This window comes from Streptomyces sp. CS113 (assembly GCF_002188365.1).
GTDB classification, from domain to species: Bacteria; Actinomycetota; Actinomycetes; order Streptomycetales; family Streptomycetaceae; genus Streptomyces; species Streptomyces tendae.
This window is the reverse complement of sequence record NZ_KZ195574.1, coordinates 246,704-273,163: the sequence shown is the minus strand read 5'-3', so window position 1 is coordinate 273,163 and position 26,460 is coordinate 246,704. Positions and strand designations below refer to the sequence as shown.

Genomic DNA, 26,460 nt, shown 5'->3' with positions numbered 1-26,460 from the left:
GGGCACACACCGCTCACCGAGAGGGCAATCCCGATGACAGCGAACGCGCCCGGCAACCGGAACCCCGAGAACGCCGACGTGGTCGGCACATGGGTGACCGCGGACGGCCACATACGTCAAGAACTCCTGCCGGACGGACGCTACGACGAGGCCCGGGGGAACCGGCGCAGCGCGTACACGGGCCGGTACACGGTGACCGGCAACCACCTCGACTACGTCGACGACACCGGCTTCACCGCCACCGGCGACCTGCGGGACGGCGTGCTCCACCACGAACACCTCGTGCTGTACCGCGAGCAGGGGCCCGCGTGAGCGGACCAGTGCTGTGCCCGGACGGGCACAGGGCCTCGGGGGTCAGCCGGCCGGCGTCACCAGCTCCGCGTTGGCCCGCTCGGTGACCAGGGCGAGGACGCGCCCGGCGGCGGCCAGGTCGGCGGCCGGTATCCCGCCCCAGATGCGGGCGGTGAAGGGTGCGGTCTCCGCGCCGACGGCGGCCAGCAGTTCGTGTCCCGCGTCGGTGGGGCGAAGGTGCGGGCCGTCGGCGACGAGCAGCCGCGCGGCCAGCAGTTCGTCGAGGGTGGCGCGGATGCCGGCCGGGTCGGCCTTGAGGGAGTCCTGGACCCGGGTGACGAGATCGCCGGGCGTCTGCGGGGCGTCGGCGGTGGCGGCGGCGCGCAGGGCGACCTGCTGCTGGAACGTCACGCCGTGCCGGGCGAGGACCTGCTCCAGGACGCCGCGGGCCGCGTAGTGGGTCAGGGCGAGGACGCGGGAGTCGGCGGCGGGTGCGGTGGTGGTCATGGGGTCGTCCTCCGGGTGCGCTCGTGGTGCGGCGGGGATGGAACGAGGGGTACGTCGAGCAAGGCCGTCAGCTCGTCGGTGAACGCGCGCGTCCGAGGGGTGTCGAGGCCACCGAGCGGCTCCAGCAGCTGCCCGAGGAGTTCCTGGACGACCACGATGGCCCGACGCGTGACGGACTGCCCCTCCTCGGTGAGAGCCAGCTGGACCGCGCGCGGGTCGCGCGGGTCGCGGGTGCGCTCGATCAGTCCGGCCGAGTCCAGGGCGCGAGCGAGCTTCGAGACGTACAGCGCCTCCAGGCCGGTGTGGTCGGCGAGTCGGCGCTGGCTGGGCCGCTCTCCGCCACGCTGCATGCCGTGCAGCGACGCGACCAGTACGTACTGCGCGTGAGTGAGTCCCAGTGGAGCCACCGCGCGGTCGACCGCGACGCGCCACTTGTTGGCGAGCCGCCACACCAGGTAACCGGGCGTGGGGCCCGTCGAACCTTTGCTCATGACGAATAGAGTACATAGCTACTATCGCCATGGCTACTATCTGGACCGTCGACTGCGAACTCCGGTGCCGCGGTGGCTCGTTTCCCGGGCCGGTACGGCCGGGAAACGACGTTGCCACCGCCGGTGCCGGTCACTAATGTCGACCGGGTGACTGCCGGGTCGGCCATGGGCCACGCACGAGTGAGGTTCCCGGCCTCGGCGTGAGCGCGAGGCGGGCAAGAGCCCCGCCCCCCTTCTCCGCTTCCGAGTCCCAGCGCCCGCACAGGGCGCCTCAGTCCAGCGGCTCCCCAGACCGGAGACACCCCACTGATGTCCACTGACCAGCAGTACCCGCTTGCGTCCGACCTGTCGGCGGCCGGCGTCCAGTTGAATCACACCGCCGTCTACGCGAGCGACCGGCACCTGTCCGCGGAGTTCCTCGCCGCGGTCCTGGGCGTGCGGGTCGGCGCCCCGTTCGGGCCGTTCCTGCCCGTCGACCTCGGCAACGGCGTGACCCTCGACTTCTACGAGAAGAGGGACGAGCCGATCCAGTCGCAGCACTACGCCTTCCTCGTTCCCGACGAGCGGTTCGACCCCGTCGTCGCCCGCCTGGAGACGCTCGGGGTCACCTACTACGCCGACCCCGGCCACACCGAACCCGGCAGGATCAACCGCCTGTTCGGTGGCCGCGGCGCCTACTTCGACGACCCGGACGGTCACAACATGGAGGTCATGACCCGGCCCTACACCCGCCCTTAGCGGCCGAGCAGCTCGGCGGAGACGGTCCAGAGGCGCTCGGCGGTGGCGGGGTCGAGCGCCCACTCCTTGACACCGTGCGGGTGTCGCGCGAGGTCGGCGTCGTCGGGCACCGTGCAGGCCTCCTGCCCGTCGTCGAGATAGTGGCCTCCGGAGCGGGCGAACTCGGGAGCGACGGCGGCGACGACAGTGGTGGCGGACCCCTGCTCGACCGTCTTGTAGGTGAAGACTCCGGCGGCCTCGGCCGCGTCGAGCGACGCCTTCTGCTCCGGCGTGAAGTTCCGCTGCAACCCCGTCGCGACACCGCCGGGGTTCACCGCGTTGGCGACGATCCCGTCGGACGCCCACAGGCGGGTCGCCTCCACGGCGAAGAGGGAGTTCGCCGTCTTCGACTGGGCGTAGGCGAGCTGCGGGTGGAAGGGGCGGCGCACGAAGTGGAGGTCGTCGAAGTCGACGCCGGACCGCATGTGCGCCGTCGAACTGACGGAGACGATCCGTGCTCCGTCGCGGTCCGCCGCTCCCCGGGCCAGGGCATGGTGCAGTCCGACGGCCAGGGCGAAGTGGCCGAGGTGGTTCGTCGCGAAGTGCAGCTCCCAGCCCTCGGGTGTCCGCTCGAGACCGCCGGTGACCACGCCGGCGTTGTTGATGAGCAGGTGGAGCGGACCGCTCCACGCGTCGACGAACCGGGCGACGGTGTCCCGGTCGGCGAGGTCGAGCCGCACGACGCGGGGCCGGACCCGGCCGGTCGACGTACCGATCGTCTCGGCGACGGCGTCACCCGCGGCGGTGTTCCGGACCGCGAGCGTCACGTCCGCCCCGGCAGCGGCCAGCGCGCGAGCCGTCTCGGCGCCGAGCCCCGAGGAAGCTCCGGTGACGATCGCGCGGACGCCGGTGAGGTCGAGGCCCGCCACCACGTCGTCCGCCGTGCTGGAAGAGGTGAAGGGCGTGGAGATGAGCCGGCGAGTGTCCATGCCGCCACTATACGAACTAGACGACATTTGTATAATGCGACTGGTGCTCGTATGCTCGCCCCATGAGCAGTCCCGACGGCGGCCGCCCGTCCCCGACAGCAGCTGACGCCGACCGCCGGACGATGGTCCTGGAGTCCGCCATGACCACGTTCGCGCGATTCGGCTACCGCAAGACGTCGATGGAGGAGGTGGCGCGGGCGGCGCACATCTCCCGGCCCGGCCTCTACTTCCTCTTCTCCTCGAAGGAGGCCCTGTTCCGCGCCGCAGTCACCCAGACCCTGGACCGCGACATCGCCGCGGTCGAACAGGTCCTCGCGGACAGCGGCCGCCCCCTGCCCACGCGACTCGTCGAGGCGTTCGACCAGTGGGCGGGCCGCTACATCGGTGGTCCACTGACCCACGATGCCGCGAGGGTCATCGAGGACAACCCCGGCATCCTCGGGGAGATCGTCGAGACCGCGCCGCGGCGCTTCGAGCAACTGATCGCGGACGCGATCGCCGCCGAGTCGGGACGGAAGGCGGCCCTCCCCGTCGCACAGACGCTGATCAGCACGTCGATCGGCCTCAAGCATCAGGTCCCGTCGAGGGACTCGTACCTCGAACGCCTGGCCGTGGCCATCGGTCTCCTGCTGCGCTGAGGCCGCGGACGGCCGGGCGCGGCGACCGTCGGTGCTGGGACCTCCGCGCCTTCCCGGCGCTCTAGGGGGTGACGAGCGCGGCGCCTTCCGGGCCGGGCAGAGCCTGCGCGTCAAACGCCTCATCCTCGTCGTCGGCCCCGACCGCGTCGTACGGCATGACGGTGAGATGACAGGGACGGCAGTACTGTCCGACATCCACGGGATGCCCGGGCAGCTGCGGCCCGACCACCAACGACCGTGGAGGTCGAGGGATTTGGTCCTATTTTGTTCTGCCACGCGACCCCGCGCGACGGCAGGTGCACCGCGTCAACCGAAGGAGGCCACCAGTGAGTCGCAGGAAGAGGGCCGGCACGCAGGCCCACGCGCGGGCAACGCGCACGGCCCGCTCGACGAGAGTGGTGGCCTGAACAGTGACCGGTTTCGAAGCACGGATAGCGCAACTCGCCTCCTACCCGGTCAAGGGCTGTGCCGCCGTCCACCCCACCACGGCGGTGATCACGCCGGCCGGGATCACGCACGACCGTGCCTTCCTCGTCGTGGACGGGAACGGCGTCTACCGCACCCAGCGCCGCCATCCGCAGCTCGCACTCATCACGCCGGAGGTGAGCCCGGACGGTTCCCGGATGTCGTTGCACCACCCGGACCTGGCACCGCTGTCCTTCGCCGTCGTCCGGGACGGTCCCCGCCGCTCGGTGGACCTGTTCGGCAAGCCCTTTTGCGGCATCGATCAGGGGCCCGTCGTGGGGGAGTGGCTGTCGCAGGCGGTCGGCGAGGCCAGCCGCCTGGTCGGAGTGCCGCCGGACCACCGGCGCGTGACCGACGGACACACACCCGGTACCTCAGGCTACGCCGACAGCAGCGCCGTTCACCTCCTGTCGGAGGCTTCCGTGGCCCTGCTCAACGACAAGCTGCGGGCGGCCGGGAAGCCGGCGGTTCCGATGGAGAGGTTCCGGCCGAACATCGTCGTCGACGGCTGGGAGCACGCCCACACGGAAGACCTGCTGCGCCGCGTGACGATCGGCGACTGCGAACTGGGTTACGCGAAACTCGCTCTGCGGTGCGTGGTCACCACCGTTGACCAGCGCTCGGCACGCAGAGTGGGGCCGGAGCCGCTGCGCACACTGGCCCGCTATCGCCGTACCGAGGGCGGGCTGGCGTTGGGCGCGAAGTTCGCCGTCGTCCGACCGGGGACGGTGTCCGTCGGTGACCCGGTGGTGGTCACCCGGTGGGGAGCCTCGGAGATGTGAGGCGACGGCCGCGGTCCGGCCGCGCGGACCGCCCGCCGGTCCGTGCTCGTGTGTGCGGGGGAGGCCGCCGCCCTGGGGCCGGCGGCCTCCCCACGGGTGCCGCCGCCTGGGACCGGCGGCCTCCCCCGCCAGGCACCGCTACTCGTCGATCGCGGCCCCGAACAGCGCGTTGGCCGTCGGCGCTCCGAGACGCGCCCCGTCGTAGGTCCAGGTGCCGCGGGCGACGAGGCCCGACGACGACGCGGGCACGACCCAGACGAAGCCGTCGTCGGTGTTCTCGCCCGGGGCCGCCGCCAGGAGCCCGAAGAGGCCGTCCTTGTTGGCGTCGATCAACCGGGCCTGGCCGCCCCAGCGGTCGGACTTCTCCGCCACCCCGGGGATGTCGGCGAGCTGCTGGTCGAAGCTCTTCACCCCGACGCCGCTGAACCCGGTCGGATCGCCGCGCAGCACCCACACGGCGCCCGCGTCGGCCACGGTGCCGATGTCCTCGCCGGGCGCACCGACGGCGAGGTCGGGGTGGCCGTCGCCGTCCGTGTCCCCGGCCGACAGCTCGGCGCCCCACTGGTCACCCGCTTCCGCGGTTCCGGGCACGCCGGGAGAGTCCTGCGTCCAGTACTGCGCCGGCTCGGGCTCGAGGCCGGACAGGTCGCCGCGGCCGAGGTAGAGGGTGATGCCCCCGCCCGTCGGGGCGCCGGCCGCGGTGTTGCCGATGACGAGGTCGTCCTGTCCGGTGCCGTCCCAGTCGCCGGAGACGACGGCCGGACCACCCGGGAACGTACCCCCGTCGCCGAGACCGGAGATGTCCGGTGCGCCGTGCAGGACACGCACCGTGCCGACGCCGGGCTCCTGGCCGGTGGTGACGCCGGAGACGGCGAGGTCGGACCAGGAGTCCTCGTTGTAGTTGCCGTGCGTGAGGCTGCGGAACTCGAAGCCGGTGCCCGCCGGGGCGAGGTCGCTCGCCCGCACGCGGTGCTCCGACAGCGTCGGGCGCTGTGCCGCCTGACCGGGCGTGAGGGTGAGGAACAGCAGGGCGTCGTCCTCCAGGACGGCGAGGGAGTCACGAGGGTCGGCGTTCGGGTCCGCCGGGTCGGGGGCGGAGTACCGGGCCGCTTCCACCGCCCGCCCGAAGTGGGCCCCCGCCCGTGGGTCGCCGCTCTCCAGCCAGGTGCTGTCGGAGACGTGCAGCCCGGTCGGTGACCCCCAGAAGACGACGGCCCCGCCCGTGTCGGGCAGTCCGGCCAGGTCTTCGCCCGGGATACCGACGACCGCGTCGTCGTACCCGTCGTTGTCCAGGTCGCCGGAGGCCACGGCCCCGCCGAAACGGTCGCCGGTCTCGACGCCGCCGGGCACGCCGGAGACGTTCTGGTGGAGCACGCTCTTCTTCGTCGTGCTCAGTCCGCTGGACGAGCTGTACTGCACGGTGACGTAGCCGGCGCCCGAAGCACCGCTCACCGTGGCGCCCGGGGCGCCGGTCAGCACGTCGTCGAAGCCGTTGCCGTCGTAGTCGCAGTTGCGCTGCTGCCACCCGATGGACGGGAAGGGCACAGCGGCCTGGGACGCGGGCGCTGCGACGACCGCGCCGCCGGCGAGGGTGATGAGTGCGGCGGCGGTGACGGCCGCTCGTCTGAGGTGATGCACGGGAGGGCCTCCCTGGTCCAAGAATGCCCACGGCTGCCCGGTGGGGGCACGGACCGTGCTGCGTTCACCGAGTAGACATCCCCGGGTCGCCGAAGGTTGTACGCGCCCTTCCGCCACGATGACGACCGACGGTCGGAGCCGGTCAGTACGAGTGGCGGCGGGTACGGGTACGCAGCCGGAAGACGAGCAGGCCGGCGACGGCGAACGCGGCGGCCCAGGCCAGGCCGACCCAGGACGGCCGCTCCTGCCGGGACACCGAACCCCGACGCGGCCGCCCCGCCGGGGTCTCTATGATCCTGATGATCGACACGAGCGGGGTGCGGCCGGGGCAAGCCCGGCGCCCTGCCGGTCCGAGGTGGGGGGAGGAGCCGTGGGGCAGACCTGGGGTGCGCTCGTGGTGGCCGTCGTGGGTGTCATCGGCACCCTGGGCGCGGCCCTGCTGACCCAGAGCAGAGCCGACCGGCTCAAGCGTCATGAGCTGGACGTGACCGCCCGCCAGCAGCGCGAGGACCGTGCCCATGCCGAACAGGTACGGCAAGAGGAAGCCCGCAGCACGGCGCGACGCGAACTGATCGATCTCCGCCGGGCCTGCTACATCGCCCTGAACACCACGGCGCGTCAGTACCAGACCGCGCAGATCAATCTGATGCACGTACTGCGCGCCCGGGACGGCGCGGAGATCGACGCGTGTGTCGCGCAGCTCGAGGAACGGCGCCTGGCCCTGCGCGACAGCTACGCCGAAGCACAGATGATCGTGCCTGCCGCCGTGCTGGCGGACGCCCGGGCGGCCAACCATCAGCTCAACAGCACCTACGGCCTGCTGAAGAGGCTGGCGGCGGGCGGCGGTCCCGACGACGAGGCACTGCGTGCTTTGGAGGTCGAGACGGAGATGTCCTGGGCCCTGTTGTCCGACCTGAGAGCCGCCATGCGCCACGATCTCGGAGTCGACGAGGCGTCCGAGGAGTAGAGGACCCGGCCGGCACTGCCACCGGCCCGCACTCGGCAGCGCAACCGGCGGAACGGCCGGCCGTCTTCAGCGGGGCCGCGGCCCCGCCGCCGCGTGCCGGTCCCGCGCGCCGACACGCTGGGCGACCGCGCCGAGGGCCACGTCGACGACGGCGCGCAGCTGCTCCGCGCTCGTTCCGGCTCTGCTCATGACGGCGAGCGACTGGTTCACGGCCGCAAGGTGGGTCGCGAGGGAATCGGCCGCCTCGTCGTCCAGGCGGCCGGCCTTCAAAGCGGCCCGCAGCCGAGTGTGCTGGAAGCCGATCGCCTCACGTGCGCGCGCCGCGACGCCCGCGCTCAGTGCAGGGCTCGCCATGACGGTCTGGGCCACCAGGCACCCGTCGGGCAGGCCGGGGTCCGCGATGCGCTCCAGCGTGACGTCGAAGAACGCCCGCGCGGCTGCCAGCGGCCGGTCGGCGGCGCAGGACAACGCGGCGTCGTACTTTTCGCCGTAGCGCGTGCTGTAGCGCTCCAGGCAGCGCAGGAAGAGGGTGTCCTTGTCCCCGAGGGAGGAGTAGATGGAACTGCGGTTCAGTCCCGTCGCCCGGGACAGGTCGTCCACCGACGTGTCCGCGTAGCCGGCCCGCCAGAACTGGATCATCGCGGCATCGAGCGCCGCCGCGATGTCGAACTGCTTCCTGCCCGCCATCCCGGCGCCTCCCGCGTGCTCTGCCTCCTCGGTGGAGACCATCCTCCCATCTTGAACCAACCAGTTCAAGATGGGTTAGGGTCAGGACCTGAGCGCGGCCCGCCCGGCCGGCACGCCTGACGCCCCCGGCAGGCCGCCACACACCTCGCACCCGTGGAGGAGAGTCATGAACGACCCCGCAAGCGCCCCGCGCGGCTTCGACAACCCGGTCCGCGACCTGCCGTTGCCCGGCCTGGCCGGGTTCACCCACCGCTGGGTCGACGCGGGAGGCGTCGGGCTGCACGCCGTCGAGGGCGGTCGGCCGGACGGTCCGGCGGTCGTGCTGCTCGCCGGGTTCCCGCAGACCTGGTGGGCCTGGCGCAAGGTGATGCCGAACCTGGCTGGCCGATGCCGGGTGATCGCGATCGACCTGCCGGGCCAGGGCCACTCCGAACGCCCGGACATCAGCTACGACACGCACACGGTCGCCGCGCACGTCCACGCGGCGGTCGAGGCGCTCGGCGTCTCGACATACTGGCTGGTGGCCCACGACATCGGCGCGTGGGTAGCCTTCTCCCTCGCCTTGCAGCACCCGGGTCGGCTGCACGGCCTGGCGCTGCTCGACGCCGGCATCCCGGGCATCACACTCCCCGACGCCATACCGACCGACCCCGAACAGGCGTGGAAGACCTGGCACTTCGCCTTCCACCTCGTGCCCGACCTGCCCGAGACACTGCTCGCCGGCCGCGAACGGGAGTACGTCGGCTGGTTCCTGAAGGCCAAGACCCTCTCCTCCGACACCTTCGACGACGCCGAGATCGAGCGGTACGCCGCGGCCGTGGCCGCCGACGGCGGCCTCCGGGCATCCCTGGCCTACTACCGGGACGCCGCTGAGTCGGCGCGGAAGAACCACGAGGCGCTGGAACGACAGCGCCTGACGGTCCCGGTGCTCGGGATCTCCAGCAGCAACGGTTCCATCCCCGACATGGCAGCGTCCATCCGGCCCTGGGCCGACCGCGCCACCGGCGTCGTCGTGCCGGACGCGGGACACTTCATCCCCGACGAACAGCCCGCTGCCGTTGTTGCCGCACTGACCGCCTTCATCACCGATGACGACTGAGACCCGAGGGCGAGACGCCCGGAGCCGAGGCGTCCGGGCAGGGACGTGGCGGCCCGGCCCCGGAGGCCGGGCCGGTCAGTCGGTGGTGGTGATGCCGCCGGTGACGGCGATGATCTCGCCGGCGGTGAAGCTGGAGTCGGCGTCGGAGGCCAGGTACACGTAGGTCGGCGCGATCTCCTCCGGCTGTGCCACCCGCCCGAGCGGGCCCTCGGTGCCCAGCTGGGCCAGACCGTCCTGCGGCATGTGCGGGTCGGCGACGTTCAGCACCGTCCAGGTCGGACCGGGCGCGACCACGTTCGCGCGGATGCCGTCCTTGGCGAGATGCTGGGCGATGGACTTGGTGAAGTTGACGAGCGCCGCCTTCGACGCCCCGTAGTCCAGCATGGTGTCGCTGCCCCTGAGGGCTTCTTCCGAGGCGGTGGCGATGATCGTGTCGCCGGCCCGAAGGTGCGGGCGTGCCGCCTGTACCAGGTGGAAGTAGGCGTACACGTTGACCTTGAAGGACCTGTCCCAGTCCTCGAAGCTGAGCTGCGAGAGGTCGGTCTGGCTGTTCAGGTGCGCCGCGTTGTTCACCAGGATGTTCAGACCGCCCAGTTCCCGCACGGTCCGCTCGACCGTCTCCCGGCAGAACGCGGCGTCGGCGAGGTCACCGGGCAGCAGCAGGCACCTTTGTCCCGCGGCCTGTACCGCGTCGCGGGTCTCCTCGGCGTCCGGTTGCTCCTCGGGGAGATAGACGACGGCCACGTCCGCGCCCTCGCGCGCGTACAGCAGCGCGACGGCACGGCCGATACCCGAGTCACCGCCGGTGATGAGCGCGACCTTGCCGCGGAGCTTGTCCGCCGCACGGTAGCGCTTCGCCTCGTAGCGAGGCCGCGGGCGCATGTCACGCTCCAGCCCCGGTGCCTGCTGCCGCTGCTTGGGGTAGGGCGGTTTCGGCTCGGCGCCCACCTGCGGGTCGGTGTCTGCGGTCCGGTCGTCGTGCTGCATGTCCGTGAGCCTCCTGAGGACGTGGGTCACGCTCGGCAGCCGGGTATCCCACCGGACCCCCGGTACAAACCCGGCCGTACCCGCCCGCGGTTTCGGGCACGGATGCCCGAGTGGCGCGGCCCGCGTAATGCGGTTGAGGAGGAGGCGGACCATCGGTGAAGATCCGAGGCATGTTCTCGCGCAGGAATCGCCGCCCGAAGACTCCCGAACTCCTCCAGGCCTGGCACGCCCTCGACGAGGGTGACGTCCCGGGCGCCCTGCGCCAGTTGCGGCACGGCACCGACGACCTGCCGCTCGACGAGCTCGCCCTCGTGGTCGCCCGGGCCGCCGAAGGCGCCGGCTTCGACGATCTGCGCACCGCGTCCGAAGCCCTGACCGCCCGAGCTCCCAAGGTCCCCGTCCTCTACGACTTCGGGTACGCCTGCATCGAGCGCGGCGTGCCCTACCTGGCGATACCCGCCCTGCGCGCGGCGCTGCGGCGGGCGCCGGACGCCGCGGGGATCCTGCGGGAACTGGTCGCGGCGTACGAGCGCGAGGGCCGGCACCGCGAGGCCGTCGACGCCCTCGTCGCGCACGAGAGCGGACTCATCGACTGGCCGGACCGCTATCTGCTGGTCTTCAACGCCGTCATGGCCGGCGACCTCCCCCTGGCCCGCCGGCACGACGCGCGGCTGCCCGAGCCGCGGGAGGAGGTGTGGCTGCCCGCGCGGGCCCGCCAGCGCGCGATGCTGGAGCGAGCCACCGGGGCGGGCGGGGTGAGCCCGCTGGACGCCACCGATCTGCGGGGCTGGCAGTACGTGATCGGCGGCACGGTGCTCACCACCCTGTCCCCGTACGGGTTCGACGCGGGGATGACCGGACGGTACGCCTGGCTCCAGGACACCCACGACCAGTGCCTGCGCGGCCTGGTGCGGCTGAAGGCGGTCCTCGACGCCGCCGGAGCGCGCCCCACGTCGGTGTCCCTGCTGCCCGACCGGGGCAGCCGCATCCTCGGACTCGCGGCGGCCCGACTGCTGGACCTGCCGGCGAAGCCCTTCGCACCCGACCGCGAGGACACGCTCGTCGTCGCGTACGACCTGAAGCAGCTGGCCGACGCCGAGCAGGGACCCGAGATCCTCGACCGCCTCCACGAGCGGACGCCGGGCCAGATCCTGCACGAACACGCGAGCAACTGGACCCACCCGCCGGCGGTCACCGCCGACTGCGTCACCCTGCTGCACCAGTCGGCGACGGCACCCTGGGCGGGGCAACTGCGCGCCGGCGAGGACGGCGACGTGGAGCGCGGCGCGCCCGACAGCAGGCCGGAGGAGGAGATCGCCGCGGACATCCTGGCCGCCGACGCCACACCCGACGAAGGGGACGGCTCGACACCCGCCGACCCGGTCGGCGCACTCACCGACTTCGTGTCCGCCGTCCGCGGCACCTGGCTGCGGGCCGACCGCGCCGGCCTGTCCTCCGCGGGACCGGTCTCCAGCTCCCGCTTCCGCTGACGCGCCCACCGGCACCCGGGTGTGCCTGATTCGGGGCCGTCCTCCCCACCCCCGTGGCGGGAGGACGGCCCCGGTCTTGAGGAGCCCGCCCGCTCAGTACAGCTTGGCGACGGCCGTGCTCGTGGTCTTCTTGAAGGCGGCCACGGGCGCGTCGTGGAAGTCGCCCATCTGTCCCCACTTGACGACGGTGACGGTCCTGCCGTCCCGCCCGACCGACAGCAGGGCGATGTCGGTGGCGCCCCAGGACGTCTCGGTGTGCAGGCCGCGGACGCGCGCGCCCTCCTCGACCGGCAGCGTGCCGTAGTCGCGGCCCTCGGCCTCGACGTCGGGCGAGGACTCCTCGATGCGGTCGGCGCAGGTGCGGACCAGGTCGTCGTAGTGCTTCGCCAGGGCCTTGGCCTGAGCTGCTGTGCCCGTCACGACGGTCACCTGCACGGCGCCGGTGTCCAGGTCCGTCCAGAACTGCCGGTGCCGGTAGTCGTAGGCGGGCACACCCTCCGTGCCCACACACAGACCGAGTGCGTCCGGGAACCCGTGGGCGACCGGCCCGGCGGTCCAGGACGAGGTCGGGTGCGGCGGCAGTTGGGACGCCGACAGGAAAGCGGGCGCGCCGGCCCGCGGCGCGGCGCCCGCGGTCGGTGCCGTGAGGACCGAACCCGCCGCGAGGGCGGCAACGGCGAGAGCGGTGAGAGCGCTCGTTCGACTGCGCATGGACATGGGCGTTCCCCCGTGCGTGAGTGCGTGGACGTGGATGCCGCGGCAAGGCCGGCTGGTCGGCCCGGGCCTGCTCGACGCGGCACCAAGAGCATCAGCCGTCCCGGCGTCCGGGCGCAACAGCCGACGCCGGATCGCACCCGGTGGAACCATCCCAGCCCGTCTGACGTGCAGGTACATGAAGTGCCTGGGACACCGTCCCGGGCCGGGCGGGGTCGTACGAGGACGGGTGGACCTGTGACGGCACAGGACGACGGCGACGGCATCGACGCGGTGGCCGAATTCGCGGCCCTGCTGCGGGCGTTGAAGGAGCGCACGGACCGCAGCTACGGCTCGCTGGCCCGCCGCCTGGGCATGAACACCTCGACGCTGCACCGCTACTGCGCGGGCGACGCGGTGCCGCTCGACTTCGCCCCCGTGGAACGCTTCGCGGCCCTGTGCGGGGCGAGCCCGGAACAGCGCCTGGAACTCCACCGCCGTTGGCTCCTGGCCGTGGCATCCCGCCACCGGCCCCGTACGCCGGACACGACGCGGAGCGCGCCCGACGCCACGGCGGCGCAGGCCGTGAACGACGCGGCGGAAGGATCGGACCCGGCGGGGGAGGGCACCACCGGACCCCGTACGGCGCCGAAGGCCGACGGGGACCCGGCCGCCGCACCGGACGCAGCGCCGAGGGCCGCCGGCGGCCCGGCCGCCCAAGCGCACCCTGCGCGCCGCCCGTGGTACCGCCGTGGCCGCGTCGTGGCCTCGCTGGCCTGCGGCTGTGCCGTGCTCGCCGCGCTCGGTGCGCTGGCCGCGCCGCCGGAGGGGCGGCGGACGTCGGCCGACGGTCCCGCTCGGGTCGCCGGTCCGACGGCGTCCGGTCCGGCCGAGGCCAGGGCGCCCGGGCGACGGGAGACCTCGCCCGGCCCGAGCACCGCCCCGACCGCCCCCACCGCCACCGAGCGGGCCCCGGGCACCGCCACCCCGAAGAGGAAGCCGGGCGCCGCTCAGCCGTCCGGCGCGACATCCGCCCCGTCCCCCGGCGGACGGCCCGCCGCGCCGCCGCTCACCTGGTCGGCCAACTCGCAGGCCTGGGAGCTGGGTTGCGGCCACGATTACGTCGTCGCCAAACCCCCGGGCCAGGTCCCCCCGCCGCCCGCACCCCAGGACGCGGCGCCGTGGGCGGCGACGCAGAACGCGGTGCACGGCCGCGAGACCCTCGTGCAGCTGTCGGTGCAGGGGCGGAGCGACACGGCCGTCGTGCTGGAGGAGTTGCGCGTGCGCGTGGTCGGCCGTACGGCGCCGGCCGGGGGGAACGCCTACGCCATGGACCAGGGCTGCGGCGGCTCGATCACTCCCCGGTACTTCGCCGTGGACCTGGACCAGGACCGTCCCATCGCCCGCGCCGTCGCCGGCAACGACTCCGGCACTCCGATCCCGGCCGTGCGCATGCCTTACCGTGTCTCCGCGAAGGACCCCGAGGTGCTGCTGATCACGGCCGAGACCAGTTCGTGCGACTGCCGTTGGTACCTGGAACTGGACTGGTCCTCCCAGGGCCGCACGGGCACCGCCCGCATCGACGACAACGGTCGCCCGTTCCGCACCAGCGCCATCGAGGGCCTGCCCCGATACACGTACGACACCCTGGAACGCCAGTGGAGGCCGTACAGCTAGCGGAAGCCCGTGAGCTGCTCGGCCGGCTGTCCCGGATGCCCCGGCCGCGGTGCTCGTAGGATGCCTGGATGCCCAAGTCATCTCGGACGAGCCGCCGTACGTGGGCCGCTGCGTGGGTCCTGTTGGGCGCAGCCGGTATCGCGACGACCGCCGCCCTGAATGCGTCGCCGTCACCTGATCCGCAGTCCGGGCGGAACGAGAAGCCCGTCAGTGCCGAGTGCGCCGGGTACATCGCGCGCATCGAGGCGCAGTTGGCCGAGAACAGGCAGGAAGGCAGTGATGACGGCGGCGTGCTGGCCTTCACACGGTCCCGGGCCGGCGCCGAAGACTGCGGCGACGAGGTTCGCGACCACTTCAGCGGCGACCGGAGAGCCGTGGCACCGGAGCCGGAGTCTGTACCGACGCGGGTGTACTCCTCCTGCCTGGCCGTCGACACCGAGCCGGTGCCCGCGGGCGGGGACCCGTGCGGCGGCCGGTGAAGAGGCGCCGAGGGAGGCGTTCCATACGGCACGCGGGACTGGACGCCACCGGCATCCGCACCGTCGACGCCATGCGACGGGCGAGGTGAGGTGAGGGAGTTCCTCGTCAACCGGCAGAAGGCGTGGGACCCCGTGAGTGAGCGAGGGCGCCCGACGTTCCCAAGGTGCTCTCCCGTTTCTCCAGCCGGTACCCCGGCCGGATACGCCGGCCTCGCTGCTCCCCGCCGTTCAACTGGGCGAGGACCGACTCCACCGCCATCCGGGCGATCGCCGCCTTGTCGGGTGAGACGGACGTCAAGGTGACCGCCCCGAACCGTCCCTCGGCCACGTCGTCGAAGCCCACCACCGCGACGTCCTCCGGCACCCGCAGTCCGCGTTCGGACAGGGCACGCAGTGCTCCGATCGCGATGAGGTCGTTGTAGGCGAACACGGCGTCCGGACGACGGCCGGAGTCCAGCAGCCCGGCCATGGCCCGCGCGCCGTCGGCGTGCTCCCACCCGTCGGTCGCGGCCACCAGCCGGGAGTCCGCGACGAGACCGGCGGCGTCGAGTTCGTCGCGCCACCCGCGCAGGCGCAGATGCGCGGGCTGGCTGTGTCCCCGGCGGGCGCCGATGAACGCGACGTTCCGGCGCCCCAGCCCGATGAGGTGCCGTACGGCGGCACGGGCCGCGGCGACGTTGTCGATGGCGATGTGGTCGTGGGGCAGGTCGTACTCCCGTTCGCCGAGCAGCACCAGCGGCACCTGCTCGGTCCGTGACCGCAGATCCTCCGCCTCCAGTTCGATGGGGCTCAGCACGAGACCGTCGATCACGCGGGTCCGGAACCCCTGACTGACGAGGATCTCCTGGTCCCGTCTGCCGCGGGTGTGGTCCAGCAGCACGGTGTAGTCGTGTTCGGCCGCCGCGTTGATGATCTCCGTGGCGAGCTCGGCGAAGTAGGGATTGCCGAGTTCGGGCAGGGCGAGGGCGATGATGCCCGTGCGTCCCTTGCGCAGATGACGTGCTGTGAGGTTCGGCTGGTAGCCCAGCTCGTCGATGGAGGCCTGGACCCGGGCGCGCATCCCGGGGGTGACGTGCTGGTAGTCGTTGACGACGTTCGAGACGGTCTTGATGGACACGCCCGCGTGCAGGGCGACGTCCTTGAGGCTGACCCGCATCGATGTTCCTTCCGCCGCCCGACCGTCTGCCCGGGGCCGCGGGCCGGATCCTGGCGTCCAGGGGGAAGGCTCGCGCCAGGCTCGCATCGTTATACGTCGCAAGCCTTCCCGCTGACAAGGAGATTGTGCGGCGCCCGCGGAGCACGGAAGGTGTCCGGCGTCAGACGAACCGCCACAGGTGGTCGGCGGTGCCGTTGTCCTCGTACTGGACGATGTGGGCGCTGTTGGCGGTGGACATGTTGTCGACGCCGAGCACCTTCCCGCTGTGCCGGTTGCGTACGAGGAACCATCCCTCGCCGCGGTCCTCCAGGGTCCACAGGTGGTCGGCGGTGCCGTTGTCCTCGTACTGGACGACATGGGCGCTGTCGTCGGTGGACATGTTGTCGACGCCGAGCACCTTCCCGCTGTGCCCGTTGCGCACCAGGAACCATCCCTCGCCCTTGTCGATCAGCTGCCAGGCGTGGTCGCCGGTACCGGAGTTGTCGTACTGGACGACGTGGGCGCTGTTGGCGGTCGACATGCCGTCCACGGCGAGGACCTTGCCGCTGTGCTTGTTCAGCAACCGCCGGAACGGGGGTTCCGGAGTCCACGCGTGCCCGTCCTCGGTGGCGGTGGGGAAGGCGCAGACGCGCAGGCGCGCGGCCCCCATGGGAATGAGGGTGACCGTCTCCACGGGCGCGTCGCTGCGGGCCGGACTCTGTTGCAGGGGCGCGACGACCCGCTCGGTGTCCGCGATCCAGCCGTCGATCGGCCGGGCCTGCGCCGTGATCCGTACGGGTGCCGTGCCGTGGGTGAAGGGGTTGTCGGCGACCGGGCCGTCCAGCGGGTGGAACGAGAGGGGGGCGCCGGGGACCAGCCCGTAGTTCCAGGGGGTGGTGGCGTGCACCTCGTACTCCGGGAAGGAGTCACCGCCCGCGTAGCGCTCGTAGCGCTCGCCGATCCGCAGCGCGTAGCTGAGCGGCCCGCGGTCGACGCCGACCGCACCGTGCTGATCGGACCAGGTGCGCAACACGGTGCGCTGCGGAAGCCGCAGGGTCACCGTGTCCCCGTCGCGCCAGACGCGTTCGACGCGTGCGAAGGCCGGGCCCTGCGGAGCCGCGACCGCCGTCCCGTTGACCTCGAGCTCCGGATCGGGACACCAGCCCGGGATGCGCAGGAGCAGCGGGAAGGAGACGCGCCGTTCGGTGGATACCGTCAGCCGGACGGTCTCGGAAAAGGGGTAGTCGGTCTCTTCCCGCACCCTGACCCGTACGCCCTTTCCGACCTCGGCGGTCACCTCGCAGGGGGCGTAGAGTGCCGCGGCGAGCCCGCCGTCCGGCGTGCCGAGCCACAGCTCCTCGCTGAAGTACGGCCAGCCCATACCGTAGTTGTGCGGACAGCAGCGGTATTGGTCGACGCCGGGCTGGTAGGACTGCATGGCGAAACCGTTCTGGAACTGCCCCTGGGTCTTGCGGTCCCTGCCGAGGTCGACGCAGTTGGCGCTCGTGATGTAGTGCACGCCCTTTCCGTCGGGATCGAGGGAGGCGGGAAGGAGGTTGAAGGCCAGGTCCTCGCACCGGTCGGCCCAGACCGGATCGCCGGTGGTGCGGGTGAGCAGTTGGTGACTGGCCATGAACTCGACGATGCCGCAGGTCTCGAAGCCCTGCCGCGGGTCGGTGAAGCCGGGCCGGATGTTCTCGTCCCCCGCGAAGCCGCCCCCGGGGAACCGGCCGTATCCGTTCAGCACCTGCTCGTACGTGCGATACGTGGCCCGGATCAGTTCCGGGTCGCCCGTCAGCTGCGCGTACTGGGCCGGTTCCCGGAATCCCTGCGCGATGTTGACGTTGTGCTGGTTGGGCAGCCCGCCCGTCCAGTCGGCGCCGTAGGTGTGCATCTTCCTGGCGAGGTCGAGCAGGAAGGTGTCGCCGGTGCGGCGGTGCAGCCACACGGCGACGTCCAGTCCGTCGCCCCACCGCAACGACACCCAGCTGGAGTCGAAGGCACCTTGGCCCTGGCCGTTCATGTAGTGCAGGAAGCGGGTCGTGAACGGCACGATGCGGCGGTCGCCCGAGTACTCCTCCCAGGTGCGCAGGGCCATGAGCAGGGGCAGGAAGGGCCAGAAGTCCGGCCCCCCGTTGAGTGCCGTGCGCAGGGCCCGTGGGCCGAAGAACCCGTCCGGCTGCTGGGTGGCGAGGACGGCGTCGATCCATCGGCGGGCGTTGGCGAGCGCGTCCTGGTCCCGGGTGGCGATGGCGAGCGGTACGTATCCGCGCAGCCAGTAGGGCAGTTCCTCCCAGCCGCCGTTCTCCGGGTGGACCCAGCCGGACGTGGCGAAGTCGAGGAAGTGGGAGACCTCCTCGTAGCGGCCGCACAGTCCCGTCAGCTGGAGCCTCAGCTGACCGGCGAGCCAGCCGTGTGCGGCGATGCTGCCCGGCGGCAGCCTGAGCAGCGCGTCCGGCGCCAGAGCCCCCGTCACGGCGGACGGGGGCGCGGGTGCCGCCGACGCGGACGCGGCGACGTACGGCGGAACGGCCGAGGCGGCGGTCACGATCAGGGCGGTGTCGCGCAGGAGGCGTCGTCTGGGCAGGGACATGCGGATCCTCCGGTCGGTGGCGGGGCCCTCGTCGACGGGCGGGCGTGAACGACAGAGGTCACGGTTCGGACGCGCAGGCGGGGGCGGTTCGCGCCTACAACGTTGGAAAGGCGACCCTGGCATGACAGCACGCCCGCACTCGGCCGTCCAGGAACATGACAAAGAGGCGATCCCTTGTCTCGATCCCGTCCTTCGGGCAGTCCCAGCCACTGGGCACTCGCCCGGCCTCGGCCCACCACCCCGTCGAGCGGTCCATCATCCCGTCGATCGGCCCGTCACCCCGTCGAGCGGCCCATCACCCGGCGTTCGCCGCCGGCACCGCCGCCGTCCGGTGGCTTCACGAGCTCCTGCGGGGGAACACCGGTGTCTCCCTCGTCCTGCCCGGCGCCTCGGCGGCGAACCGGCGGGTGATCCAGGCCGGGGCGTGCCGCACCGTGGACGTGATGTAGACGCCGTCGCTGCCGTCCTTCCAGAGGTCGATGACGGGCAGTCGGAGCCTCCCGGCCACGGCGCGTACGTCCCCGGGCCCGTTGAGCCGGACTCCGACGGCACCGCCGTCGGCGGCAGCCCGGGCCATGGCAGCCATCATCTCGGCTCCGTGCAAGGGGTCCCCCTCACGTGGCTGGCAGGAGACGACGAGGCCGCCCTTGATGGCGTCCACAGGGTCCGGGCCGGGAAGGGGGAGCGCCGGTCGAGGGGGGCGCTTTCGGGTCACACGTGGCAACTCCGCATGGTGGTGGATGAATCAGAGGAGGACGAGAGGGAGCGCGGCGGCACCGACGACCGCCGCGAGGGGCCCCAGGGACGCCGGTCTGAGCGGTACATGGGCGAGGCCGGGAAGCAGTTCGGTGTGGTAGGCGGCGCTCAGCGGCTGCCAGTAGGGCGCGCCGCAGGACACGACACCACCGCCGACGACGACCGCCTGCGGGTCCCACAGATTGACCAGGCCGCCCAGTGCACGGCCGAGAACGGTCGCGCCGTCGTACAGGACACGGCCGGCAACAGGCTCGCCCTGCGCCGCGCGCCGGGCCACCATGTGCAGCGGGACGCGTTCTTCTCCGCCGGTAGCAAGGCGGTAGGCGTTCTCCCCCACTCGTCCAGCGCCACGCGTCGGACGTGGAAGGCGGTGGCGCCCGCGGGGACGCCCAGGAGGATGGCGCTTCGCTCGTCCAGGGAGATCGCGGTCCACACCTGGTCGGCTCTGACGAGCCGGAGGGCGTACTGGTTCTGGAGGATGTCGTAGAGGGAGGTGTTGAGGTCGAGGGAGAGTAGGCCGGGGCCCCGGTCGGCGCGCAGGTGCACCGTTTCCAGGCACATCGGCCGGTCGTCGGCGGTCCGCAGCCGGATCAGGCGCAGAACGCGGTGGTCCGGGGCGGTGCGCAGTTCCTCCCCGATGCTCCGCCCGGCCACGGTTTCGTCGGCGGCGATCAGCCGGGTGCCCGGTGTGAGGCCGCGGGCGTGCATGTCCTCGGTGAACGACGTCAGGGTGTGGGACTTGGAGATGGTCTGCGCGGCGACGAACGTGCCGGCCCCGTGCACCCGGTAGACGATGCCCGCGTCGGCGAGCGAGTCGAGCGCCTGGCGCACGGTGGACCTGCTGACCTCGGGGCGGGCGGACAGTTCGCGTTCGGTGGACAGGGCGGTGTGCGGTTCGAGCTTGTCGATCTCGCTGCGCAGCCGCTGCCGCAGTTTCCCGTGCCTGCGCGCCGGGGGCACCTCCGCCGGACCGCCGAGACCGCCGAGACCGCCGGGACTGCCAGGACTGCCGGACCGCCTGCCCCTGACGCGTCCCGCCCCCGACGGCCCGCTCGGGGCCGTCAGGACGTCTGTGCGGTGGGGTCGGTGCTCCCGCGGACCACCAGCCGGTGCGGGATCGTCAGATCCGATGCGGGCACCTCGTTGTCCGGGCTGTAGATGCGGTCGGCGAGGCATTGCAGAGCACGCTGGGCGATCTGGCGTTTGTCGGGGGAGACCGTGGTCAGCGCCGGGTGGCTGTACCGGCCGTCCTCGATGTCGTCGAACCCGACGATCGCCAGATCCTGCGGCACCCGCAGCCCCCGAGCGTGCGCCATGTGCAGTGCCCCGAGCGCGAGTTCGTCCGTGAAGGCGAAGACCGCGTCCGGCACGACGTCCCCGTCGAGCAGCTCGGCCATGGCCCGCGCGCCGTCCTCGCGGTGCAGTGCGCCGACCGTCCGCTCCCACCGCGGCTCGGGCGCGAGACCCGCCCGGCGCAGCGCCCTGCGGTAGCCCTCGGCGCGCTGTTCGGCCGTGCCGTTGTGCAGGTGCGGTTGCAGACCGACGGCGGCGATGCGGCGGCGTCCCAGCGTCAGCAGGTGGGTGGTCGCCTGGTCGGCGGCGGCGACGTTGTCGACCGTCACGCGGTCCGCCCGGCCCTGGGGATTGCGTTCGCCGAGCAGCACCACGGGCAGCGGGCGCGCGATGTCCGCCACCTCCTGGGCCTCCAGGGCCCACGGGCTGATGATCAGGCCGTCCATCACCCGGCCGCCGTCGCCCTTGAGCAGCCGTCGTTCCGCCTCGGCGTCCCCGTGCGTCTGGTCGATGATCACCGTCCACGACCGGCGTCCCGCCTCGTCCACCAGGAGGCCGGCGAGCTCGCCGAAGTAGGGCGAGTGCAGCTCGGGGATGGCGAGACCGATGATGCCGGTCCGGCCCGCCCGCAGACTGCGGGCGGCGAGATTGGGGCGGTAACCGAGCTCGTCGATCGCCTCCTGGACCCGCCGGCGGGTCTCCTCGGAGACCCGGGAGGCCCCGTTCACCACGTTCGACACGGTACGCGCGGAGACCCCGGCGCGGGCGGCTACGTCTTTCAGGCTGCTGCTCACCCGGACATCGTGACATGGCGCGTCTCGTTGGCCAAGATCGCTGAGGAAGGGTATTGCCACGTTGAATTCAACGATGCAACATGTGCAGGAAAGTTTCGCTGCATGTGCAAGGAGGCACCCATGAGCCAGCACGCCTACCCCGGTATCGCCCCGGCCGACCTCGATGTGGACGTGACGGCCGACGTCCGGGCCCTGTACTCGGACGGCATCACGGCGCGCAAGGGTGCCTTCAGCCGCGAATGGGCCGACCAGCTCCACGAGGACATCGCCGTGGCGTTCCAGGAGGCCCGGACCCGGCCGGGCGGCGCCGTGGGCCGCGGACCGCACCGGTACTACGTGGAGATCCACCCCGAGCAGCTGCGCGGCTTCGTCGACCTCGTCGACCACCCCTGGGTCCGCTCCGTGTGCACCGCCGTGCTCGGCCCCGACTACCGCATCGTCGAGCTCGGCTTCGACGTCCCGCTCGAGGGCGCCGTCAACCAGCCCTGGCACCGGGACTTCCCCATGCCGGAGGAGACCCGTGCCGAGCGGCGGCTGACCTCCCTCGCCTTCAACGTGACGGCCGTCGACACGGAGGAGGACATGGGGCCCTTCGAGATCGCGCCGGGCACCCAGTGGGACGACAGCCCGGAGTTCGGCCACGGCATGTTCCCGCCCCGGCCGCACTACCCGCGCTACGAGGAGCGGGCCGTGCGCAAGTTCCCGCAGCGCGGCGACATCTCCGCGCGCACCGCTCTCACCATCCACCGCGGCACCAGGAACAACTCCTCGAAGTCCCGCCCCGTGCTGGTCCTGGGCGTCGACGGTCCCGAGGCCGGCAACGGCGACCGGCACGACACGGCCGTCACCCGCGCCTACTGGGAGTCCCTGCCCGAGCGGGTCCGCCGCCACCTGGACTGCCCCGTCGTGGACGTGCTGGAGCCGGTGACGCAGAAGCACACCATCGAGGGTCTGGTCATGGGCGATGCCTGAGCTCGTCACGGCTCCCGGACCCACCGACGATCCCGCCGGGGATCCGCGGAAGGTGCCGGCCGCGGTGTACGCCGTGTCGGCCGTGTCCGCACTCGGCGGCCTGCTCTTCGGCTACGACACCGGCATCATCTCCGGGGCCCTGCTGCACCTGCGGGACGACCTGCACCTGACCTCCCGTGAGCAGGAGATCGTCGTCAGCGTCATCCTGCTCGGCGCGATGGCGGGCGCACTCCTCGCGGGGCGCCTGGCCGTGCGCCACGGACGCCGCAAGGTCGTCATCGCAGTCGCGGCGGTCTTCGCCCTGGGTGCCGCGGCGGCTGCGGCGGCACCCGGCACGGGCAGCCTCGTCGCCGCGCGTTTCGTCCTCGGCCTGGCCGTCGGCGGCGCCTCCAACATGGTGCCGGTCTACATCGCCGAGGTAGCCCCCGCCCGGATCCGGGGCCGGCTGATGGTGCTGTTCCAGCTGATGGTCGCCTGCGGGCAGCTCATCGCGTACGTCTGCGGCTGGGTGCTGTCGGACACGGGCGGCTGGCGCCTGATGTTCGGCCTGGCCGTCGTGCCCGCCGTGGTCCTCGGCGTCGGCATGCTGTTCCTGCCGGAGAGCCCGCGCTGGCTCGTCGAGCGCGGCATGCGCGAACAGGCGGCGTCGGTACTGACCCGGCTCCGCCCGCCCGGCACGGACGTCCGCCACGAGATCGACGAGATCGCGGAGGTGGCCGCGGCCACGCCCGTCGGCGGCTGGCGCGACCTGAGGCAGCGCTGGATGCGTCCCGCCCTCCTGGTCGCGGTCGGCATCGCCGCCTTCTCCCAGCTGACCGGCATCAACGCCGTCGTCTACTACGCGCCGACGATCCTCGCCGACGCCGGATTCGGCGACTCGGTCGCGCTCCTCACCGGGGTCGGGATCGGGGTGATGCTGGTGATCGCCGGTGTGGTCGGCGCGGTCGCGGTGGACCGGATGGGCCGGCGGCGCATCATGCTGTGGTTCCTGCCGGGGTCCGGTCTCGCCATGACGGTCATGGCACTCGCCTTCCTCGGCCCGGAGGGCTCGGCGGCCCAGCGCTGGACGGTGATCGTCGCCCTGTTCGCGTACATCCTGTTCAACGGCATCGGAATCCAGGCGGTGGTCTGGCTGATCGGCCCGGAGATCCTGCCGCTGAGCGTGCGCGGCCCCGCGACCAGCCTGGCCACCGTCACCCTGTGGGGTGTCGACCTGCTGATCGCGGTGACCGCCCTGACCGCCATCCAGGCGATCGGCCGCTCCGGCACCTTCTTCGTCTACGCGCTGATGAACGTCGCCTGCATCGTGTTCGTGGCGGCGAAGGTGCCGGAGACCCGGGGCCGATCCCTGGAGAGCATCGAGCGCGCCCTGCATCGCGGAGGCTCCTTCCGCAAGACGCTCGAACGCTCCTGAGCCCGGTCGGCGGCCACGACTGCCCGTGGTGTCCCAGCGGGGCCCGGGCTCCCTCGCCAGGGAGCCCGGACCCCGCCTTCAGCGCTTCCGACCGGGACGGAGCCGGTTGACGGTCACGGCAGGGTCCACTTCTGGTTGGGCCCCGTGTGGCAGGTCCACAGGTGGACCGGGGTGCCGTCGTTCCAGGTGCCCCCGGACGCGTCCAGGCACTTCCCGGACTGCGGGTTGCGCACCGTGCCGTCGGCCTGCGGCGCCCACGTCTGCGCCCCGCTGCCGTTGCACGTCCACAGCTGGATCTTCGTCCCGTCGGCGGTGCCGCCACCCGACACGTCCAGGCACTTGCCCAGGGCGCGGACGGTTCCGTCACCGGGCAGCGTCCACTGCTGGGCGCCGGTCCCGTTGCAGGTCCACACCTGGACCTCGGTGCCGTCGGCGGTCTGGGAGTTGTCGACGTCCAGACACTTGCCGTTGACGCCCTTCACCTCACCCGTCCCGGACGCGACCCCCGGCAGCTTGTTGAGGGTGTACCAGGCTTCGGTGCTCCACAGTGTTTCGCCGTCCGCCGAGCTGAAGGGACGGGGCGAGCGGACGTGGACCACGCGGTCGGCCTTGAGACCCGGGACGGCCAGGGTGACGGTTTTGCGGTCGGCGGACAGCGTGGCCGACTGCGCGCCGAGCGTCTCCTCGTCGACCTTGGGGCCGCCGTAGTCGGCCGTCGGCACGTACCGCCACTGCTTGATCTTGTAGCGGATGTCGAAGGCATTGGCACCGTTCGGGCTGAGCTTTTGCAGGCCGTAGGTCAGCTTCCCCTCCTGGCCCCAGTTGCCGCCCGCGCCCAGCCCCCCGGCGTAGAGCGCGCCGTCCGGGCCGAGGCTGATCCGAGTGACCCCGGCCTCCAGGCCCTGGGTGAGACGGAAGACCGCGCCCTGGTACTCGCCGCCGACCTTCTCCAGGAACCCGCGCTGGATTCCGCCGTAGGTCACGTCACCGAACAGCATCTGGCCGGCGAAGGGCCCGTCCTTCAACTGCAACGGCGTACTGGGCGAGTTGGCGATCTCGTTCTGCGGCAGCCACAGGACCGGCTTGGTCACCGGCTGGGAGTCGAAGGGCCCGTCCGGATTGGTGTAGTGGTTGAAGAAGCGGTTCTGCTTGATGTGGACGAGCTTGGACGACGGCAGCCATCCGCCCTGGTTGTCGGTGACGAACAGGTCGCCCTCGGGGCCCCAGCCGATGCCGTTCGGGGTGCGCAGACCACCGGCGACGTAGGAGACCTCGCCCGTCTCCTTGTTCACCTTGATGGTGGTGCCGCGGTTCTGGGCGGGCTGCGGGTCCGTGGTGGCGCCGCCGTAGTTGATGGCGACCGACAGGTTCAGGTAGAAGAACCCGTCCTTGTACAGCAGGCCGAAGGCGAACTCGTGGAAGTTGCCGCCGAACGGCCAGGTCGCCACGCGCCGGTACTGGTCGGTGACCTCGTCGCCATTGGTGTCGTTCAGCTCCGTCAGCTCGTGTTTCTGGGAGACGTAGAGCTTGCCGTCGACGTGCTTGATGCCCATCGGCTCCTTGAGGCCGGAAGCCACCTTCTTGGCCGTCACCTTGCCCGGCCCGGTGTCGCCGGTGACGTTGCTCAGCAGGTAGACCTCGCCCGCGGTGTTGTTGCTGCCGCCCCAGGTGGCCACGGCCAGACGTCCGTCCGGGAGCCAGTCCATCGCGGAGACCTGCGGCTCGAATCCGCTCGGCCGCAGGTCGGTGAGGGTGTAGTCCGGATGCACACCGGTCAGCGGCAGACCGTCGCCCGGCGAGTCCGTGCCGCCCTCGCACTCCTTGCGTCCGGGCGCGGTCACACGGACGACGTCCGCGTCGGTGCTGAGCGCGGAGTTCGGTACGACGCCGAAGTCCGAGGCGCCCGGCGGCTTCCAGGCCAGGGTGAGCTGCTGACCGCCGTCGCGCTCGAAGTGCTCGATGCGCAGCGCGTGGGTGCCGGCCGTCAGGTCGACCGTCGCGTCCTTGGGCTCGGGTCCGTGCAGACCGTCGTGGTCGACCACCAGTTGGTCGCCGATCCAGAGACGGGACCCGTCGTCGCTGGTGAGCCGGAAGGTGTAGCTGCCCGTCTGCGGTGCGCCGAGGTTGCCGAGGACGTGGGTGACGAAGTTGCTCTCCAGACCGAAGTCGTCGGCCGAGGACCAGTCGACCACGGGCATCAGCTTGTCGATGTTCGGCGTCTGGCCCGCCTTGAGGGTGCAGATCCCGCTCAGCGGGGCCTGTACGTCGAACACGCGCAGCGTGACGCCCGGTTCCTGCGGGGGAAGATCCGCGGCGGCCTCGTCGTCCGCCGGGGACGGGGACGACGACAGGCCGACGACGAGTAAGGAAGCGATGACGGTTCCGGCCAGGCGTCTGCCGAGCCGGCGGGGGTACAGCCGTGGATACACGTGACCTCCTGACGGCCCCTCGGGCACGAGGGACTCGGTCGGGCAAGTGGGGGATCCACCGCTGCCGGGACGCGCCGTCGTCCCGGATACGGGGGGGTGGCCGTGGGCCCGTGCGGGCCCAGCGTCGCACCGGACACAGTAGGGACTTCCGCATGAGCCGTCCACGCTTTGTCATCGGTGAGGGAAAAGGTCCGGCCGGATCGATCTCCGCCCCCGGACACCATGCGGCCGCGGCACCCGCACGCCACCTCCGGGCGCCGGGAGACGGGTGCATCAGCCACTTTGTCCTACGTGCGGAAAAAGTATGAAGATCTTGTGCGAAATGGGTTCCGGGGTGCGATGAAGCCAGCTAACTTCCCTGCGAAGTACCGGTCGCGGACATCGGACCGGAATCACCGGCGCGACGGCGCGCGCCGCACGAAGCCCTCGGCAGCCCGGCCAGGCCTGCCGTCACCCCCCACCCCCTCGGGAGAGCTC

24 protein-coding genes and 1 pseudogene are annotated in these 26,460 nt (G+C 72.0%); 11 read left to right on the top strand and 14 right to left on the bottom strand.

Going from position 1 to position 26,460, the window contains the following annotated elements; genetic code table 11:
- Positions 1-33: 33 nt before the first annotated feature.
- The gene (locus B9W62_RS00935; RefSeq protein ID WP_087804209.1) at positions 34-312 is read left to right on the top strand and encodes an Atu4866 domain-containing protein; all 279 of its coding nucleotides are present in this window, start codon (positions 34-36) and stop codon (positions 310-312) included.
- Positions 313-354: 42 nt separating this feature from the next.
- Here the strand turns inward: B9W62_RS00935 and B9W62_RS00930 are convergent, their stop codons facing one another.
- Together B9W62_RS00930 and B9W62_RS00925 are read right to left on the bottom strand one after the other, a co-directional pair.
- Positions 355-798 (bottom strand): MarR family transcriptional regulator, encoded by a 444-nt coding sequence (locus B9W62_RS00930; RefSeq protein WP_087804207.1) that lies wholly within the window; start codon positions 796-798, stop codon positions 355-357.
- Positions 795-1,289: a MarR family winged helix-turn-helix transcriptional regulator gene (locus B9W62_RS00925; protein WP_087804205.1), complete on the bottom strand. Its 495-nt coding sequence runs from the start codon at positions 1,287-1,289 to the stop codon at positions 795-797. The genes B9W62_RS00930 and B9W62_RS00925 overlap by 4 nt, the downstream gene beginning before the upstream one ends.
- A gap of 309 nt (positions 1,290-1,598) precedes the next feature.
- Between B9W62_RS00925 and B9W62_RS00920 the strand changes: the two genes are divergently transcribed.
- Positions 1,599-2,027 carry a VOC family protein gene (locus B9W62_RS00920; protein ID WP_087804203.1) on the top strand — a complete coding sequence of 143 codons (429 nt, stop codon included), beginning with the start codon at positions 1,599-1,601 and terminating at the stop codon, positions 2,025-2,027.
- Here the strand turns inward: B9W62_RS00920 and B9W62_RS00915 are convergent.
- On the bottom strand, positions 2,024-2,995 hold the full coding sequence (locus B9W62_RS00915) for an SDR family NAD(P)-dependent oxidoreductase (RefSeq protein ID WP_087804201.1): 972 nt from the start codon (positions 2,993-2,995) through the stop codon (positions 2,024-2,026). The two genes, B9W62_RS00920 and B9W62_RS00915, sit on opposite strands and share 4 nt — an antisense overlap.
- Before the next feature lie 62 nt (positions 2,996-3,057).
- Between B9W62_RS00915 and B9W62_RS00910 the strand changes: the two genes are divergently transcribed.
- Together B9W62_RS00910 and B9W62_RS00905 are read left to right on the top strand one after the other, a co-directional pair.
- Positions 3,058-3,633 carry a TetR/AcrR family transcriptional regulator gene (locus tag B9W62_RS00910; protein ID WP_087804199.1) on the top strand — a complete coding sequence of 192 codons (576 nt, stop codon included), beginning with the start codon at positions 3,058-3,060 and terminating at the stop codon, positions 3,631-3,633.
- Positions 3,634-4,043: 410 nt separating this feature from the next.
- Positions 4,044-4,880 carry an MOSC domain-containing protein gene (locus B9W62_RS00905; protein WP_087804197.1) on the top strand — a complete coding sequence of 279 codons (837 nt, stop codon included), beginning with the start codon at positions 4,044-4,046 and terminating at the stop codon, positions 4,878-4,880.
- Between the two features lie 138 nt (positions 4,881-5,018).
- Here the strand turns inward: B9W62_RS00905 and B9W62_RS00900 are convergent, their stop codons facing one another.
- Positions 5,019-6,518: an FG-GAP-like repeat-containing protein gene (locus B9W62_RS00900; RefSeq protein ID WP_087804195.1), complete on the bottom strand. Its 1,500-nt coding sequence runs from the start codon at positions 6,516-6,518 to the stop codon at positions 5,019-5,021.
- A gap of 370 nt (positions 6,519-6,888) precedes the next feature.
- Between B9W62_RS00900 and B9W62_RS00895 the strand changes: the two genes are divergently transcribed.
- The gene (locus B9W62_RS00895; protein WP_087804193.1) at positions 6,889-7,485 is read left to right on the top strand and encodes a hypothetical protein; all 597 of its coding nucleotides are present in this window, start codon (positions 6,889-6,891) and stop codon (positions 7,483-7,485) included.
- A gap of 66 nt (positions 7,486-7,551) precedes the next feature.
- Here the strand turns inward: B9W62_RS00895 and B9W62_RS00890 are convergent, their stop codons facing one another.
- The gene (locus tag B9W62_RS00890) at positions 7,552-8,172 is read right to left on the bottom strand and encodes a TetR/AcrR family transcriptional regulator (protein WP_087804191.1); all 621 of its coding nucleotides are present in this window, start codon (positions 8,170-8,172) and stop codon (positions 7,552-7,554) included.
- A gap of 166 nt (positions 8,173-8,338) precedes the next feature.
- On the opposite strand from B9W62_RS00890, the gene B9W62_RS00885 reads away from it, so the two are divergent.
- Complete coding sequence (locus B9W62_RS00885) at positions 8,339-9,271, top strand: alpha/beta fold hydrolase (RefSeq protein WP_087804189.1); 933 nt, start codon at positions 8,339-8,341, stop codon at positions 9,269-9,271.
- Between the two features lie 75 nt (positions 9,272-9,346).
- Here the strand turns inward: B9W62_RS00885 and B9W62_RS00880 are convergent, their stop codons facing one another.
- Positions 9,347-10,258, bottom strand: coding sequence for an SDR family oxidoreductase (locus tag B9W62_RS00880; protein WP_087804187.1), 912 nt, complete (start codon positions 10,256-10,258; stop codon positions 9,347-9,349).
- 170 nt (positions 10,259-10,428) lie between these two features.
- On the opposite strand from B9W62_RS00880, the gene B9W62_RS00875 reads away from it, so the two are divergent.
- Positions 10,429-11,748, top strand: coding sequence for a tetratricopeptide repeat protein (locus B9W62_RS00875; protein WP_087811673.1), 1,320 nt, complete (start codon positions 10,429-10,431; stop codon positions 11,746-11,748).
- A gap of 93 nt (positions 11,749-11,841) precedes the next feature.
- Here the strand turns inward: B9W62_RS00875 and B9W62_RS00870 are convergent, their stop codons facing one another.
- The gene (locus B9W62_RS00870; protein ID WP_087804185.1) at positions 11,842-12,465 is read right to left on the bottom strand and encodes a hypothetical protein; all 624 of its coding nucleotides are present in this window, start codon (positions 12,463-12,465) and stop codon (positions 11,842-11,844) included.
- Between the two features lie 234 nt (positions 12,466-12,699).
- Here B9W62_RS00870 and B9W62_RS00865 point away from each other — a divergent pair, with 234 nt between their 5' ends.
- Together B9W62_RS00865 and B9W62_RS00860 are read left to right on the top strand one after the other, a co-directional pair.
- A complete protein-coding gene (locus B9W62_RS00865) occupies positions 12,700-14,118 on the top strand; it encodes a helix-turn-helix domain-containing protein (RefSeq protein ID WP_107424179.1) in 1,419 nt (472 codons plus the stop codon).
- 122 nt (positions 14,119-14,240) lie between these two features.
- Positions 14,241-14,597: a hypothetical protein gene (locus B9W62_RS00860; protein WP_256976149.1), complete on the top strand. Its 357-nt coding sequence runs from the start codon at positions 14,241-14,243 to the stop codon at positions 14,595-14,597.
- Positions 14,598-14,703: 106 nt separating this feature from the next.
- On the opposite strand, the gene B9W62_RS00855 is transcribed toward B9W62_RS00860, so the two are convergent.
- The 6 genes and pseudogenes from B9W62_RS00855 to B9W62_RS00830 all read right to left on the bottom strand — a co-directional run bounded on the left by B9W62_RS00855 (position 14,704) and on the right by B9W62_RS00830 (position 21,168).
- A complete protein-coding gene (locus B9W62_RS00855; RefSeq protein WP_087804183.1) occupies positions 14,704-15,753 on the bottom strand; it encodes a LacI family DNA-binding transcriptional regulator in 1,050 nt (349 codons plus the stop codon).
- Positions 15,754-15,913: 160 nt separating this feature from the next.
- Positions 15,914-18,325: an RICIN domain-containing protein gene (locus B9W62_RS00850; protein WP_087804182.1), complete on the bottom strand. Its 2,412-nt coding sequence runs from the start codon at positions 18,323-18,325 to the stop codon at positions 15,914-15,916.
- 337 nt (positions 18,326-18,662) lie between these two features.
- Positions 18,663-18,902 (bottom strand): beta/alpha barrel domain-containing protein, encoded by a 240-nt coding sequence (locus B9W62_RS00845; RefSeq protein ID WP_179235287.1) that lies wholly within the window; start codon positions 18,900-18,902, stop codon positions 18,663-18,665.
- 168 nt (positions 18,903-19,070) lie between these two features.
- Complete coding sequence (locus tag B9W62_RS41165; protein ID WP_087804179.1) at positions 19,071-19,361, bottom strand: ROK family protein; 291 nt, start codon at positions 19,359-19,361, stop codon at positions 19,071-19,073.
- Between the two features lie 59 nt (positions 19,362-19,420).
- Positions 19,421-20,257 (bottom strand): annotated as a pseudogene (locus B9W62_RS00835) (GntR family transcriptional regulator); the annotation flags it as partial.
- On the bottom strand, positions 20,143-21,168 hold the full coding sequence (locus B9W62_RS00830) for a LacI family DNA-binding transcriptional regulator (RefSeq protein WP_087804175.1): 1,026 nt from the start codon (positions 21,166-21,168) through the stop codon (positions 20,143-20,145). The gene B9W62_RS00830 and the pseudogene B9W62_RS00835, both read right to left, overlap by 115 nt.
- Positions 21,169-21,288: 120 nt before the next feature.
- Between B9W62_RS00830 and B9W62_RS00825 the strand changes: the two genes are divergently transcribed.
- Positions 21,289-22,140: a phytanoyl-CoA dioxygenase family protein gene (locus B9W62_RS00825; RefSeq protein ID WP_087804173.1), complete on the top strand. Its 852-nt coding sequence runs from the start codon at positions 21,289-21,291 to the stop codon at positions 22,138-22,140.
- Positions 22,133-23,554, top strand: coding sequence for a sugar porter family MFS transporter (locus B9W62_RS00820; protein WP_087804171.1), 1,422 nt, complete (start codon positions 22,133-22,135; stop codon positions 23,552-23,554). Before B9W62_RS00825 ends, B9W62_RS00820 begins: the two co-directional genes overlap by 8 nt.
- Before the next feature lie 113 nt (positions 23,555-23,667).
- Here B9W62_RS00820 and B9W62_RS00815 read toward each other — a convergent pair whose 3' ends face one another.
- Entirely contained in the window at positions 23,668-25,983 is a 2,316-nt protein-coding gene (locus B9W62_RS00815) for a ricin-type beta-trefoil lectin domain protein (RefSeq protein WP_087804169.1), read from the bottom strand.
- Positions 25,984-26,460 lie beyond the last annotated feature (477 nt).

Coding starts and splice junctions, on each gene's coding strand:
- B9W62_RS00935 (WP_087804209.1), top strand. CDS start 34: ATGACAGCGAACGCGCCCGGCAACCGGAACCCCGAGAACGCCGACGTG.
- B9W62_RS00845 (WP_179235287.1), bottom strand. CDS start 18,902: ATGGCCCGGGCTGCCGCCGACGGCGGTGCCGTCGGAGTCCGGCTCAAC.
- B9W62_RS00850 (WP_087804182.1), bottom strand. CDS start 18,325: ATGTCCCTGCCCAGACGACGCCTCCTGCGCGACACCGCCCTGATCGTG.
- B9W62_RS00890 (WP_087804191.1), bottom strand. CDS start 8,172: ATGGCGGGCAGGAAGCAGTTCGACATCGCGGCGGCGCTCGATGCCGCG.
- B9W62_RS00885 (WP_087804189.1), top strand. CDS start 8,339: ATGAACGACCCCGCAAGCGCCCCGCGCGGCTTCGACAACCCGGTCCGC.
- B9W62_RS41165 (WP_087804179.1), bottom strand. CDS start 19,361: ATGGTGGCCCGGCGCGCGGCGCAGGGCGAGCCTGTTGCCGGCCGTGTC.
- B9W62_RS00910 (WP_087804199.1), top strand. CDS start 3,058: ATGAGCAGTCCCGACGGCGGCCGCCCGTCCCCGACAGCAGCTGACGCC.
- B9W62_RS00920 (WP_087804203.1), top strand. CDS start 1,599: ATGTCCACTGACCAGCAGTACCCGCTTGCGTCCGACCTGTCGGCGGCC.
- B9W62_RS00925 (WP_087804205.1), bottom strand. CDS start 1,289: ATGAGCAAAGGTTCGACGGGCCCCACGCCCGGTTACCTGGTGTGGCGG.
- B9W62_RS00870 (WP_087804185.1), bottom strand. CDS start 12,465: ATGTCCATGCGCAGTCGAACGAGCGCTCTCACCGCTCTCGCCGTTGCC.
- B9W62_RS00880 (WP_087804187.1), bottom strand. CDS start 10,258: ATGCAGCACGACGACCGGACCGCAGACACCGACCCGCAGGTGGGCGCC.
- B9W62_RS00875 (WP_087811673.1), top strand. CDS start 10,429: ATGTTCTCGCGCAGGAATCGCCGCCCGAAGACTCCCGAACTCCTCCAG.
- B9W62_RS00930 (WP_087804207.1), bottom strand. CDS start 798: ATGACCACCACCGCACCCGCCGCCGACTCCCGCGTCCTCGCCCTGACC.
- B9W62_RS00825 (WP_087804173.1), top strand. CDS start 21,289: ATGAGCCAGCACGCCTACCCCGGTATCGCCCCGGCCGACCTCGATGTG.
- B9W62_RS00915 (WP_087804201.1), bottom strand. CDS start 2,995: ATGGACACTCGCCGGCTCATCTCCACGCCCTTCACCTCTTCCAGCACG.
- B9W62_RS00855 (WP_087804183.1), bottom strand. CDS start 15,753: ATGCGGGTCAGCCTCAAGGACGTCGCCCTGCACGCGGGCGTGTCCATC.
- B9W62_RS00820 (WP_087804171.1), top strand. CDS start 22,133: ATGCCTGAGCTCGTCACGGCTCCCGGACCCACCGACGATCCCGCCGGG.